The sequence below is a fragment of the Methylobacterium sp. WL69 genome (assembly GCF_008039485.1).
Classification (GTDB): Bacteria; Pseudomonadota; Alphaproteobacteria; order Rhizobiales; family Beijerinckiaceae; genus Methylobacterium.
In genome coordinates, this window is sequence record NZ_VRUZ01000081.1 from 1 (window position 1) to 18,617 (window position 18,617).

Here is an 18,617-nt window from a genome sequence, read left to right on the forward strand (position 1 = left end):
TCGTATGCCGCAACCAAACTCTCTTGTTCCGAGGATCACATCGTCACGCTGGTTGACGAAGGCGAGATCGAGTTCATAGATATTGCTAGTAAAGGCGCGAAACGCCGCGAACTGCGGTTCACTGACGTGCAACTTGACGATTTCGCGGTAAGTCGAACTCGTAAAGTCGCGCCAGTTGAACCGCCAATGAGAGCACGGAAGACTAAGTCTTGCTCGGTAGGGCAAAGCGACGGATCATTCGCATCCCAGTTCCGTGCCAAGCATTCGGATTGAGAGATCCATGAGCGTGTATCTTCAGCCCGGAAGCCGCATCTACGCATACAAGTATCAGATCTCGAACGTACCGTATCGTGGTTCGACAGGCTGTTCTGATAAAAGGTCGGCTGAGCGTTTCGAACGTGATCATAAGGCTCAAACTAAAGCTGCACTAACGCTCAAACCTCTGCATTCGCAGCAGGCGGATGGATTGAGCGTGCTTCAAGCTGTATCTGACTATATCGCCATTCAGCGCGCGAGGAACGACATAAGTCGTTCAACGCTGTCCTCGGAAGAGAAGGCCTTCGAATTCATAGTGAAGTCTCTCGGCCCCGACACTCGAATGGACAAAGTCGGTACGGATCAAATTGCGGTAATGGTTGGAGAACGTAAAAAGGAGCCACGGCGCAACTCATCGCATCGTATACTCGAAGATGCTGAGGGAAAACCACAGCGACTTTCTTCGTCGTACATAAACAGGTATACCTGGAAGCTTTTTCGGCGTGTCTATCTTGCAACGAGAGATAAGGAATGGTCACCGGTTCGACCCATTGACTGGAACGATAAGCGGATCAACTTGAGAGAGGCTGGTCCACGCAAAAAAGAAATGAGATTAGAAGAAGAAGCAGCATTTGTTTCGCATCCGTCTTTTCGAGAGGGGTACGGCGCGGCGTTCCGGTTTGCCTTACTGTCGGGTCTAAGACGCGACAATTTTACGAATTTGACTTGGTCTCAGGTGGATCTTGGCAACCGCGAGATACAAGTTTTGCAGAAGGGCAGTAAAACTCATGTAGTCCAGATAGACGATGAGATGCTTGATATTCTGATGAAAGAACGCGGTCATCACACCATTTTTGTCTGGACTTACATCGCTGAAAGATCGCGCACTAACCCAAAAACAAAGTGTGTTGAGGTTCGCGGCGAACGTTATCCCATGACAACTGCGGGGTTCACTTCTTGGTATCGCCGTCATTCAAAACGCATCGGTCTCACTACTACAATTCACGATCTTCGACGGTCGGCGGGTGGGCGACTATTGCGAGCAACGGGTAATCTCAAGGCTGTGTCTCAGCGACTCGGTCACTCCGATATTGCGGTAACTGCTCGGCACTACGCGCACATCCATGACAATGAGATGCTTGCAATCTTGAACCAAGCCAACGCTTCTGTGAATACCAAGCGTGCGGCAATGACTGCCCTCCTCCAAACCCGCATATCTAACGAAGAGGCGACCTAAAACGTCCAGTTTTTCGTCCAGTTCTCAAAGAGGAGCGAAAAATGATGAATTAAATCATGCGCATATAGCGTCGCGTGTTGCCCTCCGAAGGCAAAGGTCACACGTTCGAATCGTGTCGGGTGCGCCAGATTTTTTCTCCGCCAAGGCACGACATCGCGGCCTGCCGTCGAGCCGGGCGCTGGAAGACCTCCGACGATCCTGTCCTTTCGATGATCCGTGCGCGCGTCATCCGGAACGGCGTGACCCTGCGCGCCCGCCGGGACGGGCCGGCACTTTCCGCGATCGGAACGCGCGTTCCGCCTCCGCCGCGCGTGCCGTGGCCGTGCCGGACGGACAGCTCTCGATGGCGTGGGACATCGGAGGTGCGGGGCCGGCGGGTCGGGGCCATGGATTTCGAAGTCCTGCGATGCCCGATGGCAACGAAGAGCCGCTCCGGACACGTAACCTCTGCCGGCTCCCGGCGAACTCTTTCGTGGCACCACCCTTGAAATGGCCGCCCACGAAAGGGGCTTCGCTTGAGGCCGCCCTGGCCGCGGCGATGCGGACGGCCCAGGCCGGCGATGCCGCGGCCTATCGCGCGCTCCTGCGCGATTGCGTGACCGTCATCGCCGCCATGGCGCGGGCCAGGGGGGTGCGCGGGGCGGCCGTGGACGACGTGGTTCAGGACACCCTGCTCACCGTCCACCGGGCGCGGGCCACCTACGATCCGGAGCGGCCCTTCCTGCCGTGGCTGCGCGCCATCGCGCAGCGGCGCGCCATCGACGCCCTGCGCCGGGCCAGCCGTCATCCACGGGAGGTCTACGACCCGCTCGCCTACGCGGCGCAGGCCGACGAAGGCCCCCTGCCGGGGCACGACCTCGCGCTCCATCAGCGTCGCCAAACCCTCGCGGCGGCCGTCGCGCATCTCCCGGAGGGGCAGCGGCAGGCCATCGAGCAGATCGCCCTGCGCGAGCTGTCGCTGGAGGAAGCCTCCGCCGCCACCGGGCGGACCAGGGGGGCGCTGAAGGTCAATTTCCACCGGGCCCTCAAGGCCCTGCGGGCGTCCCTCTCATCCGCCCGGGAGGGCACGGATGTCTGATCCGGTGAACCACCATCGCGTCGCGGACCTCGTCGACGATCTGGCCCGGTCGCTCACGCCCGTCCGCCGGCTGCCGGGGCCCGGACGCCGCACCCTGGCGTGGTCCGGTGCGGTGCTGGCCCTCGGCGCCCTCCTCCTGCCCCTGTCCGACGGCGCCGGATTGCTGGGACGCCTCGGCGTGCCGGACCTGCGCTACGCGGCCCTGGGCGCGGTCCTGACGGCCGTCGCGGCCGCGTTCGCTGCCTTCCAGAGCAGCGTGCCGGGACGCAGCCCGGCCTGGGCCCTCCTGCCGCTGCCGCCCCTTGTCCTCTGGCTCGGCGTCGGCGGCCTCGGCTGCCTGCGCGGGTGGATTGCGCCGGGGTCCAGCCTCGCGGCACCGGAGGAGATGCGCGGCTGCTTCGTCTTCCTTATGAGCGTGTCGCTGCCGCTCTCCGTCCTGCTGGTGCTGATGCTGCGCCGGGCCTGTCCGCTCCGCCCCAACCTGACGGCCGCCCTCGGGGGGCTCGCGGCGGCGGCGGCGGCAGGGGCGCTGCTGGTGCCGTTCCATCCCCACGATGCCACCGCGACGGATCTGCTGGTCCACCTCGTGGCCGTCCTGCTGGTGGTCGGCCTCAACGGCCTCCTGGGCGGTCGTCTTCTCGAAAGAACCGACCGTTCGGAAGCCCTGCGGCCCTGAGCGGGGCTGGTGGGAGCGATCGTCGGTTCCGTCACGAGAACCCGGGAGCATCTCGGCGGGCCGGCGCGGCACCTGGCGCGCCATCGAACTCCGCCATCCCGAGGCGACCCCCCGGACCTCGCCGGTCCCATACGCCCGGGCGAGGACGCCTGGTCAATCACGTGCCGGCCTCCCGCACATCGAAGATCTCGAAGCGGGTTTTCGCGGGTCCGGTGACCAATGGAGCACCGGATCCTGCCCTTCGTCGGCACGGGAGCACCGACATCCTCACGAGCGGAATCGGTTGTTTATACAAAAATACCTTCCCAAATACGCAGTTTGTCAAACCCGCGCGCGCTATCGTACGGAAACGGAATGCCATTTCTTACGTTGACGATGCGTTCGCCGATGATGACCAATTTTTACAGTTGCGAGGGCATGACGGGATGTTGCGTGGGGAGGCCGTCCACTGGACATGCGATGCTTCGGCCGGTGGCGCGCGTCGTCCAGGCGACGTCGGCATGCGAAGATCAGAACCGTGCCTGTCCCAAAAATAAGATCGATCTGATATGAAGTATACTTGATATAGAGCGAATACATAGTCTGAAGAAAGTAAATGTACGAAAATTCGACGGTCTTGGGTTCCATCGATCTGTTGTAAAATCATCTGATCCTGGGTAAGAGAATGTTATCCAATTCGACAAATATGTCCGCCTTGCACGCGGCAGGGATTGTCGGCACCTGGGACACGGACGTTCCGGCGGGGCTGTCCCTGCTGGACGAAGGCGCCGCTACGCTCCTGGCCGGGAACCGGGCCCTCGCCGGCAAGCCGATCCCCCTCGACGTCGCGTTCGGGCGTATCCACCCCGACGACCGGGAGTGGGTGTTCGCGGCGGTGCGCCGCGTTCGTCAGACGGGCGGGCCGATCGCCATCGAGTTTCGCGTCCTGGCGGCGACGGGCGAGATCCGCTGGATTCTCAATCGCGGTTACCTGACCCCCGACACCAGGGGCGCGATGCGGGGCTACGGGGCGTATATCGACACGACGGAGACGCGGCGGGAATCGGCCTTCGTTCCACCCTTCGCGGCATCGACGGAGGCCGACCCGCTCCATCTCGCCGCCGACCATTGCATGCGGGCCCATGCGGCGATCCGGCGGAGTGGCGACACCTATCTGGCCGTCCTGGTGGAGATGCTCCTGTTCCGGATCGGGCGGATCCTGGCCCGCCAGCACAGTCCGTAGGTCTCGGTCCCAAACGAGGCTCGTCCGATCGGACGGCCGCGGGGACGAAACCACGTCTTCGGCAACGCGTCCCTCACCGGGACCGTCCCGGCCGCGTCCGTCAATCCGATGCCGCGGACCAGATTTCGTGCAGGCCACGGGGGCTTCGGAACCAGTACACGCTTCTCCGGGTGTCGAGGCCGAACTCCCCGTAGGAACTCGCCAGACCATGCACGATCCTGGAGGCTTCGCCCTCGTTCTCGATCTCGCAGGCGAGGATCTCCGGGGCGGAGCGGCGGGACGAATCGATTGCCCTGACGAAAATCGAGTACGGCATTGTCGAACTCCGGATGGGGTGCCCTGACTTCGCGGCGCCAAAACCGATTCAAGCGCCTATTCAATAAGTCGTCTCGTGTTGTTTTGTGCCATAAGACGTATTTAATTGGTTAAAGATAAAGTTGTAACCGTGTTTGTTGCTTCTATTGTTAGAATTTTTCGAGGCCGATATGGTGTTGAAATATTCATGTGCCATTGGGCGGTTCGATCCCGTTGGCGAAGCGCGAATTTCGTAACAGGAAAACGTGTTTCTGGCGGTATGGTGTTGGTGCGAACGCTTCGCGTTCGAGAACAACTGGCGTTTGCGAAAATTCGGCTCCGAAGCCCCGGCGGTTCGCCGCCGGGGCTTCGGAGCCGGGGTCGGGGTCAGACCGGGAGACGGCCTTCCTTCATGCCGAAGTCCAGGAAGTGCTGGAGGGGATCGATGTCGGCGGCGGCGACGTCCGGGTTGTGCTCGAGGTAGGCATTGGTGTCGAAGCCCGGGCCCGGGTCCCGGCCCTCGCGCCAACCATACTCCTCGTAGTGGAGGAGCGGGTTGAGTCCGCTCGCGGCCACGTCCGGGTTCGCGGACAGGTAGAAGTCCGGGTCGAACAGGGCGTTGGGCGCGCGCCCTTCGTCGGCACCGTAGGTGACGTAGTGGTGGAACGCGTAGTCCGGCGCCGAGAGCGTGAAGGGCCCCGCCTCGGCCGCCACCGCGGCCACGTCGGGATTCTGCGCGAGATAGAAGGCCGGGTCGAAGGCGCCGATATGGCCCGCGCTTCCCTTTCCGTCCTGAACGTTGCGGCCTTCGCCGAGGCCGTAGTGCAGGTAGTGCTCCAGGGCATTCTCGCCGGAGGCCGCAACGTCGGAGTACTGGGCCAGATAGGCCTCCCCCGAGAAGTCCGGGCTCGGGCTGCGGCCCTCGTGCTCGCCGTACTGGGCGTAGTGCTCCAGGGGGTTGACCCCCGCCGCCGCGACGTCCGGGTTCGCCCCGAGGTAGGTCTGCGTCGAGAAGTAGGCGTTCGGATCACGGCCTTCGTGCCAGCCGTAGGTCTCGTAGTGGGTGTCGGCATCGACACCCGCCTTCCAGACGTCGAGGTTGTGCGCGAGGTACCAGACGTCGTCGACGAGGGCGTGGCCGTCGTCCTGCTGGATCGACCCGTCGGCGAAGTGAAGGCTGCCGATCCCGCCGATATCGTGCGGGACCCCGTCCGGACCCGTCAGCACGAGGGTCTCCCCGAGGCGCTCCACCCGGGCCTCGGTGAAGGCGAAGCCGAAGGAGGCCTCCGCCGCCGGTGCCGCCCCGTCGAGGGACACGGCGAGCCCCGCCTGAGCCGAAAGGCCCTTCCCGTCCGAGACCGTGTAGGTGAAGAGCTCGGCGACGTGGGCGTCGGTCGAGAGGTTGCTCGACCCGATGGCCTGGTAGCTGTAGCGGCCATCGGCGGCGAGGTGGAGCGTCCCGTGATCCCCGAGGACCGTGACGGTCCCCTCCCTGGGAACGTCCACGGTGATCCCGCCGGAAAAGCGAACCGCCGTCACGTGCAGGACGTCGCCCGCGTTGGGATCGCTGTCGTTGGCGAGCACGTTGCCGGTTACCGCCGCCGCTTGCGTCGCCGTCGCGATGGCGTCGTGCACGGCGTTCGGTGCGAGGTTGGCGCCGGTGGCGGGGCCGGCGGTGTCGAGGGTCACGGTGTTGCCCGCGGCCTGGGCTCCATTGCCGGCGGCGTCGGTGGCGAGGATCGTGCTCGTCACCGGGCCGTTCAGGCCGGTCAGGTCGACGGTGTAGCGACCGTCGCCCGCCACCTGCGTGGTGACCGTGTGGGTGCCGTCGGTGAACGTCACCGTCGCCCTGGACCCGGCGTCGACGCCGGTCACGCGATAGGCCGTGTCGACGGCCTCGGCGGCGTTGATCACGCCGTCGCCGGTCGGCTCGACGGCGAGGGCCACGGGCGTGCCGCCATCGGCCAGGGTATCGACGACGACCCGGAACGGCTGGCCGGCCGGCGTCGCGGTGCCGGCTGCGTCGCGACCCGTCGCCACCACGTCGTAGGCACCGTCGGGCAGCGTCGGCAGTTTGACCGCCCAGGCGCCATCGGAGCCGACGGGCGCCGTGACGCTCTGGGAGCCGGACGCGTCGCCGTAGGTCACGGTCACGCTGCCGCCGGGCGTGCCCGTCCCGGTGAGGGTCGGTGACGGATCGCTGGTGACGCCGTCGCCCGGAATACCGGTGTCGGGCTGGAGGCCGGTGACGACGGGCGCGCCGTCAGGCGCGGCGAGGGGCGGCGCGTCCTGGCCCGGCGCGGGTCCGCCGGTGGGCAGCGGGTCTCCGGGGGAGGTGCCGGTCTGGCCGATGACGACGCCGTTCCCGGTTCCGCCGGCACTGTTGCCCGCGGCGTCGGACACGACGAAGGCGGAGGTCACGGGTCCGGTCAGGCCCGACAGATCGGCCTGATAGGCGCCGTCCGCTCCGGCTTCGACCCGGACCGTGCGGGTCCCGTCGCTGAAGGTCACGGCGGCGGCGGAACCGGCGTCGAGGCCCGCGACCACGAAGGTCACGGCCGCCGCCTGGGCCGGGGTCAGGGTCCCGCCGGCCTGTCCGCCGACGGTGAGGGAGACGAGGGGGACGGCATCCGCCACAGTGTCCACGGTGAGGGCCAGGGGGCCGGATGTCCCGGAGGGTGCCCCCCCGGCCGTCACGGCCGAGGCGGTGAAGCTGTAGCTGCCGTCCGGCAGGGCGGGGATTTCGACGGTCCAGGCGCCGGTGGCATCGACCGGAGCGCTGACCGATTTGAGTATGCCGGCCTCCGCATAGGCGACCGTGACGGTTCCACCGGCGGCGGCCGTTCCCGAGAGTTCCGGGGTGCGGTCGGACGTGATCCTGTCGCCCTGGACACCGGTGTCGTCACCGAATCCGGTGATGAGCGTGGGAGCTGGCTGCGGGGCTCCGCCGACATCCACCGCCCGCGGCGTCGCCGACAGGGTCGCGCGGTTGCCGAAGGCATCGGCGATGTCGGCGGTGGCGGCGAGGCCGAGGGCCAGGCTTCCGGTTCCGGCGACATCGGTCACCGTCACCAGGTAGCCGGTGCCGGCGGCGGTGACGGAGTCGACCCGTCCCGATGCGCCGCCGGTGCCGGTCAGGACGAAATCGTCCGCCGTCACGTTGACGACCGTCTCCGAGAAGGCCACCGCGTAGGTGAAGGTGGTGGCGCCGCTGCCGCCCTGCGGGGACGGTGTCGCGGTGCCCGTGGGGGCGACGGTATCGACGGTCACGAGGGTGCCGGCGCGGGTGGCGGTGTTGCCGGCCGCGTCCTGAATGGTGAGGACCGAGGTCACCGGTCCGGAAAAGCCCGACAGGTCGGCGCTGTAGGTGCCGTTGCCGACGTCCATGACCGTCATGCCGTGGGACGCATCCGTGAACGTCACCCGGCCGACGGCACCCGGGTCGAGGCCCGCGACGGTGTAGGCCACGGTGCCGGCCTCCGTGGCGTTGATCCTCTGGTCGCCGGTGGGATCGACGGTGAGGGTCGCGGCCGTGCCGCCATCGGCCGTAGTGTCGATGGTGAGCGCGAGGGGCTGGGACGTGACCAGGTTGCCGTTCGCCGTAAGGCTGGCGGTGAAGCTGTAGGCGCCGTCGGACAGCGTCGGGATCTCGACGCTCCAGGTGCCGTCGCCGGCGACGGTGGCGGTGGCGCTCTGGGCCCCCGCGGCGGTCGCGTACGCCACCGTGATGGTGGCGCCGGCGAGCCCGATCCCCGACAGGGTCGGCGTCGGGTCCGAGGTGATGCCGTCGCCCGGTACGCCGCTATCGACCGAGTAGGCGGTGATGACGGGCAGGACCGGGGCCACACCGACGACGTCGCGGGTGGCCGGTGTCAGGGTCGCGAGGTTGCCGGCGAGGTCGGCGATGTCGGAGCCCGGTGCCAAGCCGAGGCTGAGAATGCCGCTGCCCTGGACGCCCGCGACGGTGACGACGTAGCTGCCGCCCGAACCCGTCACAGAGGTGATCTGGCCGGTCGCCCCGTTCGTGCTCGTCAGAACGAAGTCGTTCGCGGTGACGTTGGCGACCGCTTCGGGGAAGGTGACCGCGTAGGTGAAGCTCGCGACGGTGGTGCCGCCGGCGACATCGGCCACCGCCGAGCCCAGGGGCGCCACGGTATCGACCACGAGGGCGAGTCCCGTCTGCACCGTGCCGAAGTTGCCGGCCGCGTCGTTCAGGGTGAGGGTCGCCGTGACCGTACCGTTGAGGCTCGAGAGATCGGCCAGGATCGGGCCGTTGCCGGTGACCGGCACGCTGACCGTCGTGAAACCGTCAAAGAAAAGGGCCGTACCGGTGGTGCCGGGATCGAGACCGGCCACGGTGAGGCCGACGCCCCGGGCCTCGGTCGCATCGAAGGGGCCCGTATCGGCGGCCGCCGTGAGCGTTGCGGCGGGGGCCGCGTCCAGCACCGTGTCGATGGTCACGGTCCGGGGCGCGGAAGCGAGGCTCTCGATCCCGCCCGGGCCCGTCGCCGTGGCCGTGAGGGTGTAGGTACCGTCAGCCAAGGTGGGCAACTGCGCCGTCCACCGGCCATCGAGGCCCACCGGCACGTCGAGGACCTGTGGACCGGTCGCGCCGGTGTAGGTCACGTGCACGAGGCTGCCGAGTTCGGCCGTCCCGGTGACGGTCGGGGTCTGATCGCTGGTGATCCCGTCGCCCCGTATCCCGGTATCGTCGCTGATCCCGCCGATCGTCGGAGCGCCTGGCCGGGCGGTGAAGACCGGGACGGGGTTGCCGACGATGGCGGCCGTGTTGCCGGCGGCGTCCGACAGGGCGAGGGTCGAGGTGACCGTGCCGTTTAAGGCCGAGAGATCGACCACGTAGGCGCCGTCCGCCGTCACCGGAACGTCGAGGGCGCCGGCGCCATCGGTGAAGGTGACGATGCCCGAGGTTCCGGCATCGAGGCCCGCGACGGTGAAGGTCACCGCCACCGCCTCGGACGCTCGGATGATCCCGTCCGCCGTGGCGGCGACCGTGAGGGTCGCGGCCGTGCCGCCATCGGCCGTGGTGTCGATGGTGAGCGCGAGGGGCTGGGACGTGCCGATCGGGTTGCCGTTGGCGGTCAGGCTGGCGGTGAAGCTGTAGGCGCCGTCGGTCAGGGTCGGGATCTCGACGCTCCAGGTGCCGTCGCCGGCGACGGTGGTGGTGGCGGTCTGTGACCCTGCGGTGGTCGCGTACGCCACCGTGACGGTGGCGCCGGCGAGCCCGATTCCCGACAGGGTCGGCGTCGGGTCCGAGGTGATGCCGTCGCCCGGCACGCCGCTATCGACGGAGTAGGCGGTGATCACGGGCAGGACCGGGGCGACGCCGGTGACGGCGCGGGCGGCCGGCACCAGGGTCGCGAGGTTGCCGGCGAGGTCGGCGATGTCGGAGCCCGGCGCGAGCCCGAGGCTGAGGCTGCCGCTGCCCCGGATGCCCGCGACGGTGACGACGTAGCTGCCGCCCGATCCCGTCACTGATGTGACCTCGCCGGTGACCCCGTTCGTGCCCGTCAGGACGAAGTCGTCCGCCGTGACGTTGGCGACCGCCTCGGGGAAGGTGACCGCGTAGGTGAAGCTCGCGACGGTGGTTCCGCCGGCGACATCGGCCACCGCCGAGCCGCGGGGCGCGAGGGTATCGACCGTGAGACCGGCCGGCAGGGAGAGGTCCGCCGTGACGGTGTTGCCGGCGACGTCGGTGAGGATCGCCTCGGCGGTGATGGACCCGGACAGGCCTGAGAGGTTCGCCGTGTAGGTCCCGTTGATGCCGACGGGGACGGACACGATGGCCTGGCCGTCGGTGAAGGCGATGGTCCCCGAGGAGCCGGTATCGAGCCCCGTGAGGGTGAAGCCGACGGCGCCGGCCTCGCCCGCCCCCAGGCGGGTATCGGCGGAGGCGAGCTGCACGGCGACGAGCGGGGCCGTGTCCGCGCTCGTATCGATGGTGAGCGCGAACGGGCTGGAGGCCGGGCTCGGCAAGCCGCTGGAACCGGTGGCGGAGGCGGTGACCGTATAGGCGCCCTCGGCGAGGGTCGGAACGGATACGGTCCAGGCCCCGAGGAGATCGGCCGTGGCCTGGACCGTCTGCGGACCGGCCGGGCCGTTCACGGTGACGACGACCGCGGACCCGGCCTCCGCCCTGCCGGACAGAATCGGGCTGGTGTCGTTGGTGATCCCGTCGCCGTCCACGCCGGAGTCGTTCACGACGGCGCCGACGCTGGGCTGGGCGGTAACGGCGGTCGCGACCCGGATGGAATTGCCCGGGATGGTCGCGGCGTTGCCGGCGAGATCGCTGACGATCAGGCTGGTCGCAACGACGCCGTTGAAGCCCGTCAGATCCACCGTGAAGCTGCCGTCTGCCGCGACGGGCACATCCTTGACGAGACCCCCGGCGACGAAGTGGGCGGTTGCCGTGCTGCCGGCGTCGAGTCCGGCCACGGTGTAGGACACCGCCCTCGCCTCCGCGGCATTGACCAGGTTGTCGGCCGTTCCGGAGACCGTGAGGACGATGCGCACGCCCGCGTCGGCGGTGGTGTCGATCACCAGGGCGCGACTGGGGGAGACGCCGAGCACGGTGTTGGCGCCGTCGGTCAGCGTCGCCGACAGGGTGTAGGGCCCGTCCCCGAGGACGGGCAGCGTCACCGACCATTGTCCGGTGCCGTCCACCATGGTGGTCTGGCTCACCGGAATGCCCGTCGGGCCGGTGTAGGTCAGCGTGACCGTGGCGCCGGCCAGGGCGGTGCCGCTCACCACCGGGCTGGTATCGTGGGTGACGAAGTCGCCGGCGACGCCGGTATCCTCGGTGATGCCCGTGATGACCGGGAGGCTCTCCGGCGGGACCACGACGGGGATGTTGACGAGGTGCAGGCCGGCCTGGGCCACGATGGCGGGATTGCCGGCGAGATCGGCGATGTTCGATCCGGCCGCGAGGCCGAGGGCGAGGGAGCCCGTCCCGGTGATGCCCGTGACGGTCACCGTGTAGACGCCGCCGGCCTCGGTGACGGTCGAGAGGGTGCCGGCCGCCGTGCCCGTGCGCGTCAAGGCGAAATCATCGATGGTCAGGTTCGCCACCGCCTCCGGGAAGGTGACCGTGTAGGTGGTGCTGGTGGCCGCGGCGGCAGCCGGAGCGGCCACGATGGTCGCGGCCGGTGCCGTGGCGTCGACGGTGAAGACACCGACGGGCAGGGTCGCGCGGTTGCCGGCGAAGTCGACCACGGAGACGCTCGCCGTCACCGCTCCGCTGAGGCCGGAGAGATTGGCGGGCGCGAGCTGACCGTTGACGAGGGGGACGGTCACGGTCCCGCCCGATCCCGTGAAGGTGAGGGTCGCGGTGGCGTCGGTATCGATGCCCGAGACCGTGCCCGTGAGGGCGGCCGCCTCGACGGCGCTGAGGAGACGGTCCGGCGGCAGGGCGAGGCCGACGACGATGGCGTCATCGGCATCGACCTGAAGGTCGATGGTCACCGGCACCCCCGGCCGGACGGTGCTGCTGTTTCCGGCGGCGTCCTGGGCCGAGGCGGTGAGGGTCACGGTTCCGTCGGTGAGGGGCGTGGTCACCGGAATGCGCCAGGTGCCGCCGGTATCGACCACGGCCGACAGGGACTGGCCGCCCACCTGCACGGTCACGGTGGAGCCGGCTTCGCCGGTGCCGATGAGGATCGGGGTCGTGTCGTTCGTGACCGAGACCGGGAGGTTGCCGGCGCTGGCAAAGCCCAGGATGGTCGGTGCGAGGGGCGCAACGGTGTCGAAGGTCGCGCCCGGACCGCCGAGGGGCACCGTCTGCCCGACGGGCGAAACGTAGGTCAGGGCGGAGGTAACCGGACCGTCGAGACCCGACAGGTTGAGGGTTCCGCCCTGACCGGAGAGTGTCGCCGGGACCGTCGTGCCGTCGGCATCCGTGAACACCACCGACAGGCTCGCGCCAGCCGGCAATCCCCCGAGGGTGTAGGTGACGGCCGCTGCCTCCGCTCCGTTGACGAGTCCGTCGCCGAAATCGACCGCGAGGGTGAACGGGATGCCCGTCGCCGTCTCGACGGTGACGATTTTGGTGGACGCCGGCAGGCTGACATTGCCCGAGGCATCCGCGGCCGTCGCCGTGAAGGCGTAGGACCCGTCCGCCAGGGCTCCCGGGACCGTCGCGGTCCAGGCGCCGGACACGTCGGCCGCGACCGTGAGGGTGCCGGGCGCCGTCCCGGCGGGACCTTGATAGGTCACCGCGATGCTGCTGTTCGCTTCCGCCGTGCCGACGAGGGTGGGCGTGGTGTCGGCCGTGAGGAAACCGCCCGGAACGCCGCCATCGCTGACGAGCCCGGTGATGATGGGCCTCGGCGGCGGGACGAGATCGAGGGAAACGGGCGTGATGGGACCGAGGGTCGCGACATTGCCGGCGGCGTCGGTGATGTCGGACGTCGCCGACAGGGCCAAGCCGAGGGTGCCGGCCCCCGAGAGGTTGCCGACGACCACGGTGTAGCCGCCCTGGTTCGCCACCACCTGCGTGACGTTGCCGAGGACCGTGCCGGTTCCGACCACCTGGAAATCGCCGGCGTCGAGGCCGGTCACGGCCTCCGGGAAGGTGACGTCGAACCGCACCGTTCCGGGCGCCTGCCCCGAGGCGAGCAGGCCGTTGCCGAGGGGCGCGACGGTGTCGATGAGGGCGGCCGGACCCGGCAGGGTCGCGGTGTTGCCGACGGTGTCGGTGATCTGGATCGACGAGGTCACCGCGCCGTTCAGGGTGCTGAGATCGACGGACGCGTTGCCGTTGACCGCGATGGTCTTGGTGACGACGTGGTTGCCCGCATCCGTGAAGGTGACGATGGCCGTGGCACCGGCGTCGAGGCCGGTCACCGCCAGGGGAACGGCCGCGACGCCCGCGAGGCCGATGGGCCGACCGTTGCCGAGGGCGATGGCGACGGGTGCCCCGGCATCGGCCGTGAGATCCACGGTGAGGTTGGTCACAGCCGGTGCGGCGACGTTGCCGGCGGCGTCCATGGCGGCGACGGAGACGACGTAGGACCCGTCGGTGAGAAGGGTCCCGATGTTCCCGGTCAGGGGCAGGGAGAAGTTGCCGCCGGCGACCGTCGCCGTCGTGGTCAGGACCGGCGTGCCGGCCGCATTGGTCACCGTCACCATCACGCTGGCGCCGACCTCGAGGCCGGTCGCCGTGCCGGCGAGCACCACGCCGCCGGCGATCTCCGCCTGGGAGACGATGCCGTCGCCGGCGATCGGCTGGAGGGTGAGGAAGGGGGCGGTGCGATCCAGGGTCAGGACGGGGCCGACGGGCGCCGGGATTCCGGCGCCGGGCACGAGGTTTCCGGCGGCGTCCCGGACACCGGCGGGATTGAAGGTGAGGCCGAGGGTGCCTTCGGCCGTCGCGGCCGGCACCGTGACCAGGTAGGTGCGCCCGCCATCCGTGGTGGCGACGGAGGGGACGAGGCCGGCGGCCGCCGTGCCGGTGAGGCCGAGATTGGCGGCCGTCAGCCCGCTGACGGGCTCCGAGAAGGTCAGGGTGAAGTCGATCACCGTATCCTTGGTGACCGCGCCGTCCGGTGAGGTGACGCTGACCAGGGTGGGCGCCGCGAGGTCGACGGTGACCGCCTGGGTCAGAGCGACGGAGGCGGCGCCGTCCGTGCGCTGGACGAGGACCGCGACATCGCCCGAGGCCTGGAGGGTGGGAATCGTGCCCGCGTAGGTGGTGACGCCGTTGGTGGTGACGACGACGGCGGCGGCGAGCGGCGTGACGATCCCGCCGATCCGGACGGCGAGGGACTCGCCGGTGCCGAGGGGCCCGGAGAGGGTGCCGGTGACGGGAACGGTCCCGGCGGCAGCCTCGGCGATGTTGACGATGTTGTCGCCCGCCACCCGCACGGCCGTGACCGTCTGGACGGGCGCCGGGGCGACGAGATCATAGGCCGTGCCGAGCACCCCGGCGAGGGGAATGCCGGTGCCGACCTGAAGGGTGCCGGTGGTGCCGCTCGCGAGGGCGAGGTCCTGGCGCCCGTCGCCGTTGATGTCGAGCAGCGCGAGGGCGCCGAGGCCGGCCTGGGTCTCGAGGATGACGGGGGCGGAGAAGTTGCCGGCGCCGTCGCCGTAGACGACCCGCACGTTGCCGTCCGTGCCGGCGTAGAGAATGTCCTGCTTGCCGTCGCCGTTGGTGTCGCCGATGCGGATGTCGGTGGCGGCGGCCCCGGCTTGCAGGGTCGTTTGGATGGTTGCGCCGGCGGCGGTGGAGCCGCGGATCTCGAGGGTGCCCGCCGTCCCGGCCGAGACGATCTCGGCGCGTCCATCGCCGTTGAGGTCGCCGGCCGCGAGGCCGCCCGCGCCGGCACCGACCGCGAGGGTCGAGCGCACGAATGTGCCGTTGGCCGCCTGCGTCATGACGGAGAGGCTCGTACCGCCAGTGGCCAGGGCCGCGAGATCGATGCGGCCGTCGCCATTGAAATCGCCGGACACGAGGGCATCGGGCCGGACGTTCAGGGACGCGGTGGTCCCGGTCGTGAAGGTGCCGGTACCGTTGTTCACGAGCACCGTGGCCGAGGTTCCGGAGAGGCTCTTGACCACGATGTCGGCGTAGCCGTCGCCGTTCACGTCCGCGATCAGGGCGCCGTCCGCGCCCAGGGTGGTGCGGTTGGTCAAGGTGAAGCTGCCGCCGGTCCCCTGCGTCAGGATCTGCACCCGGCCGTTGCCGGCGGTCACGATATCGACGAGGCCGTCACCGGTGACGTCGCCCGTCGCGATGGTGGTCTGTCCGGCCGCGACGGCGACGGTCTGGGCGGCGCCGAGCGATCCGGTGCCGGTGCCGCGGGTCACCACCACGGTGTCGTTGACGAGGAAGGCCGCGTCGCCGAGCCCGTCGCCGTTGAAGTCGGCCGTCGCGGTCTCGCGGGCCGGGCCGATGCTGACGGGAGCCAGCAGGGCGAAGTCGGCGCCGCGCAGGCCGTTGCCGGCGAGATCGGTGACGCCGGACAGGTTCGAGGGGTTGAGCGCGAGACCGAGGGTGCCGGCGCGCTGGTCGAGGCTGACGCCGTCGAGACCGAGGCCGACGCTGACGATGTAGGTGTTGGGCTTGGTCAGCGACGGCAGCAGGGTGACGAGGTGGATGCCCGGAAGCGTTCCCGTGGCCTGGAACAGGTCGGCGGAGAGGCCGAGGACCGGCTCGGAGAAGGTGACCTCGTAGCGGAGCACCCCGAGGAGGTCGAGGAGGCCGAGGGGATCGGGCGTGTCGAGCTGGCTCACCGCCAGGATGGTCGGCCCGGTGTTGTCGATGCGGACCTGGAGCGGCAGGGACGTGGCCGTCCCGAGAATGCTCGACTGGGTCGCACGAAGGTTGTGGGTCCCCTCCGCCAGGTTGACGCGCACGGCGCCGAGCGAGGAGCCGAGGAGACCGGCCGGAATCGTCGTCAGAATTTCGCCGGACCCCACGAGCCCGTTGCCATCGCGGTCGTCGAAGATCGTGATCGGACCACCGAGGAGATTCAGCCCGACGATGCTGATGTCGACGCTGTTGCGCCGGGTGAGGCCGTCGAGGGGAACGCCCGTGTCGCTGAACGGCGAGAGGCCGAGGACGAGGGGAGCGAGGGTGCCGGCCATCTGCGTGTCCCGTCTTTTCGGCGAGCGCGCGCGGACGGTGCGAAGGTAGCTCCGCGCGCCGGCGTCCCGCCCGATGAATTTGATGTCTGTGTCGAAGGGCCGACGAGCTCCGTCGGCTGGGTTGTATAAATCAACCTATAGAAGAACTGCCGCGTCTCAAGGGGTGTTCCGGGATCGGGCCGTTATTTTGCAGCTTCCGCAGCATGACCCCCGTTACTAGCTAATTTTATTGTAAACATTCGGTAAATTTATGAGATCGAGCGCAAAATCGAACATTTTTATTCGTCTATCATTCATGCTCGTTAAGGTTTGTGTAATGCATTCCCGACCGGCATAATCCGGTGAGGCTTCCCTTTGGCGAAACGTCTCTACCATTAGCTGTGCCTTAACAGACTTAGAGGCGAGTACTATCGCCTGGGGCCATATTCATCCCTGAAGAGAGGCGAGCTCCGATGCGGGCGGATCACAGGAAGTCCGAGCTGAAGCAGGCTCTGCTGCGATGCCGGCGGGCGTTCTTCGGCGTCGCCGTCATGAGCGGCGTCGTCAACGTTCTCTACCTGACCGGCTCGTTCTTCATGCTCGAGGTCTATGACCGGGTGATCCCGGCCCGTTCCATCCCCACCCTCGTCGGCCTCGGCGCCCTCGCCCTGGCCCTGTTCCTGTTCCAGGGGGTGATCGAGGTCATCCGGGCGCGCGTTCTCGCCCGCATCGGATGCTCCCTCGACGAGGCGGTGTCCCAGCGCGTCTTCGATGCGGTGGTGCGCTACCCGCTGAAGTCACCCTCCGGGGGGGATGGACTCCTCCCCCTGCGGGACCTCGATCAGATCCGGAGCTTCCTCTCCGGCCTCGGACCGACGGCGTTCTTCGACCTGCCCTGGCTGCCGATCTACCTGGCGATCTGCTTCCTGTTTCATCCGCTCATCGGCTTGGCGGCCCTGGTGGGCGCCGTGATCCTGGCCCTGCTGACCCTCCTGACCGATCGCCTGACGCGCCGGCCCCAGCGGGAGGCGACCCGGCACGGCGCGCGCCGCAACGAGATTTCCGATGCCGGCCGCCACAACGCCGAGGTGCTGCACGCCATGGGCATGCAGCGGAACCTCGCCCGGATCTGGGCCACGGAGAGCCGCTCCTACCTCGATCGTCAGCGCCGGGTCGCGGACATCGCCGGAAGCCTCGGGACCGCCTCGAAGGTCTTCCGCATGATCCTGCAATCCGGCGTCCTGGCGCTCGGCGCGTATCTGGTGATCCAGGGGCAGGCCACGGGTGGCATCATCATCGCCTCGTCCATCCTCGTCTCCCGGGCCCTGGCTCCGGCGGAGATCGCCATCGCCCACTGGAAGGGGTTCGTCGCGGCCCAGCAGGGATGGGCGCGGCTCAACGACATCCTCGACCGCTTCGGTCCCGAGGCCGAAGCCCTCGAACTCCCCGCGCCCTCGGTGTCCCTCACCGTCGAGCAGGCGTCCCTCGTGCCACCCGGAACCCAGCGCGTGGTCGTCTCCGACATGAACTTCGGCCTCAAGGCCGGCCAGGGCGTCGGAATCATCGGACCGAGCGCGTCCGGAAAATCGACCCTCGCCCGCGCCCTCGTGGGGGTCTGGACCCCGGCGCGCGGATCGGTGCGCCTCGACAGCGCCACCCTCGACCAATGGTCGGCGGACAGTCTCGGCCGCCACATCGGCTACCTCCCTCAGGAGGCCGAACTCTTCGCCGGCACCATCGCGTCGAACATCGCCCGGCTCGCCCCCTCCCCCGACGCGGAGGCGGTGATCGCCGCCGCGCGGACGGCCGACGTCCACGACCTCATCCTGCGGATGCCCGAGGGCTACGAGACCCAGATCGGTCCGGGCGGGGCGAACCTCTCGGCCGGTCAGCGCCAGCGAATCGGGCTGGCGCGCGCCCTCTACGGCGATCCGTTCCTCGTCGTCCTCGACGAGCCCAATGCCAACCTCGACGAGCCGGGCGAACTCGCCCTCACCCGCGCCATGCTGAGCGTCCGCCAGCGCGGGGGCATCGTCGTCGTGGTCGCCCATCGCCCGAGCGCCCTCGCGGCCGTCGATCTCCTCCTGGTCATGGAAGAGGGTCGGGCCCGGGCGTTCGGCCCCAAGGACGAGATCATGAAGCAGATCATGCGCCCGACGGCCGTGCCCAGCGTCCGGGCCCCCAGGCGAACGCCCGCGGCCCAGACGGAGCCGGCTCCCAAGGTGAACCTGAAGGCACACGCATGACCTCCGCCCTCAACCCCCCCGTCCCTCGC

General features: G+C 68.6%; 6 protein-coding genes. 5 read left to right on the plus strand and 1 reads right to left on the minus strand.

Translation table 11 applies throughout. The features are described from left to right. Nucleotides 1–280 precede the first annotated feature (280 nt). The 4 genes from FV218_RS17700 to FV218_RS17715 all read left to right on the plus strand — a co-directional run bounded on the left by FV218_RS17700 (nucleotide 281) and on the right by FV218_RS17715 (nucleotide 4,468). A complete protein-coding gene (locus FV218_RS17700; RefSeq protein WP_147710938.1) occupies nucleotides 281–1,492 on the plus strand; it encodes a tyrosine-type recombinase/integrase in 1,212 nt (403 codons plus the stop codon). 538 nt (nucleotides 1,493–2,030) lie between these two features. Beyond that, a complete protein-coding gene (locus FV218_RS17705; RefSeq protein WP_246685164.1) occupies nucleotides 2,031–2,570 on the plus strand; it encodes a sigma-70 family RNA polymerase sigma factor in 540 nt (179 codons plus the stop codon). Further along, complete coding sequence (locus FV218_RS17710) at nucleotides 2,563–3,246, plus strand: NrsF family protein (RefSeq protein ID WP_147710940.1); 684 nt, start codon at nucleotides 2,563–2,565, stop codon at nucleotides 3,244–3,246. The genes FV218_RS17705 and FV218_RS17710 overlap by 8 nt, the downstream gene beginning before the upstream one ends. A gap of 685 nt (nucleotides 3,247–3,931) precedes the next feature. Further along, the gene (locus FV218_RS17715; protein WP_244474996.1) at nucleotides 3,932–4,468 is read left to right on the plus strand and encodes a PAS domain-containing protein; all 537 of its coding nucleotides are present in this window, start codon (nucleotides 3,932–3,934) and stop codon (nucleotides 4,466–4,468) included. 681 nt (nucleotides 4,469–5,149) lie between these two features. On the opposite strand, the gene FV218_RS17725 is transcribed toward FV218_RS17715, so the two are convergent. Beyond that, nucleotides 5,150–16,363, minus strand: a complete 11,214-nt coding sequence (locus FV218_RS17725) for an Ig-like domain-containing protein (protein WP_147710941.1) — start codon at nucleotides 16,361–16,363, stop codon at nucleotides 5,150–5,152. Nucleotides 16,364–16,815: 452 nt separating this feature from the next. Between FV218_RS17725 and FV218_RS17730 the strand changes: the two genes are divergently transcribed. Beyond that, a complete protein-coding gene (locus FV218_RS17730; protein WP_082476534.1) occupies nucleotides 16,816–18,588 on the plus strand; it encodes a type I secretion system permease/ATPase in 1,773 nt (590 codons plus the stop codon). Nucleotides 18,589–18,617: the final 29 nt, after the last annotated feature.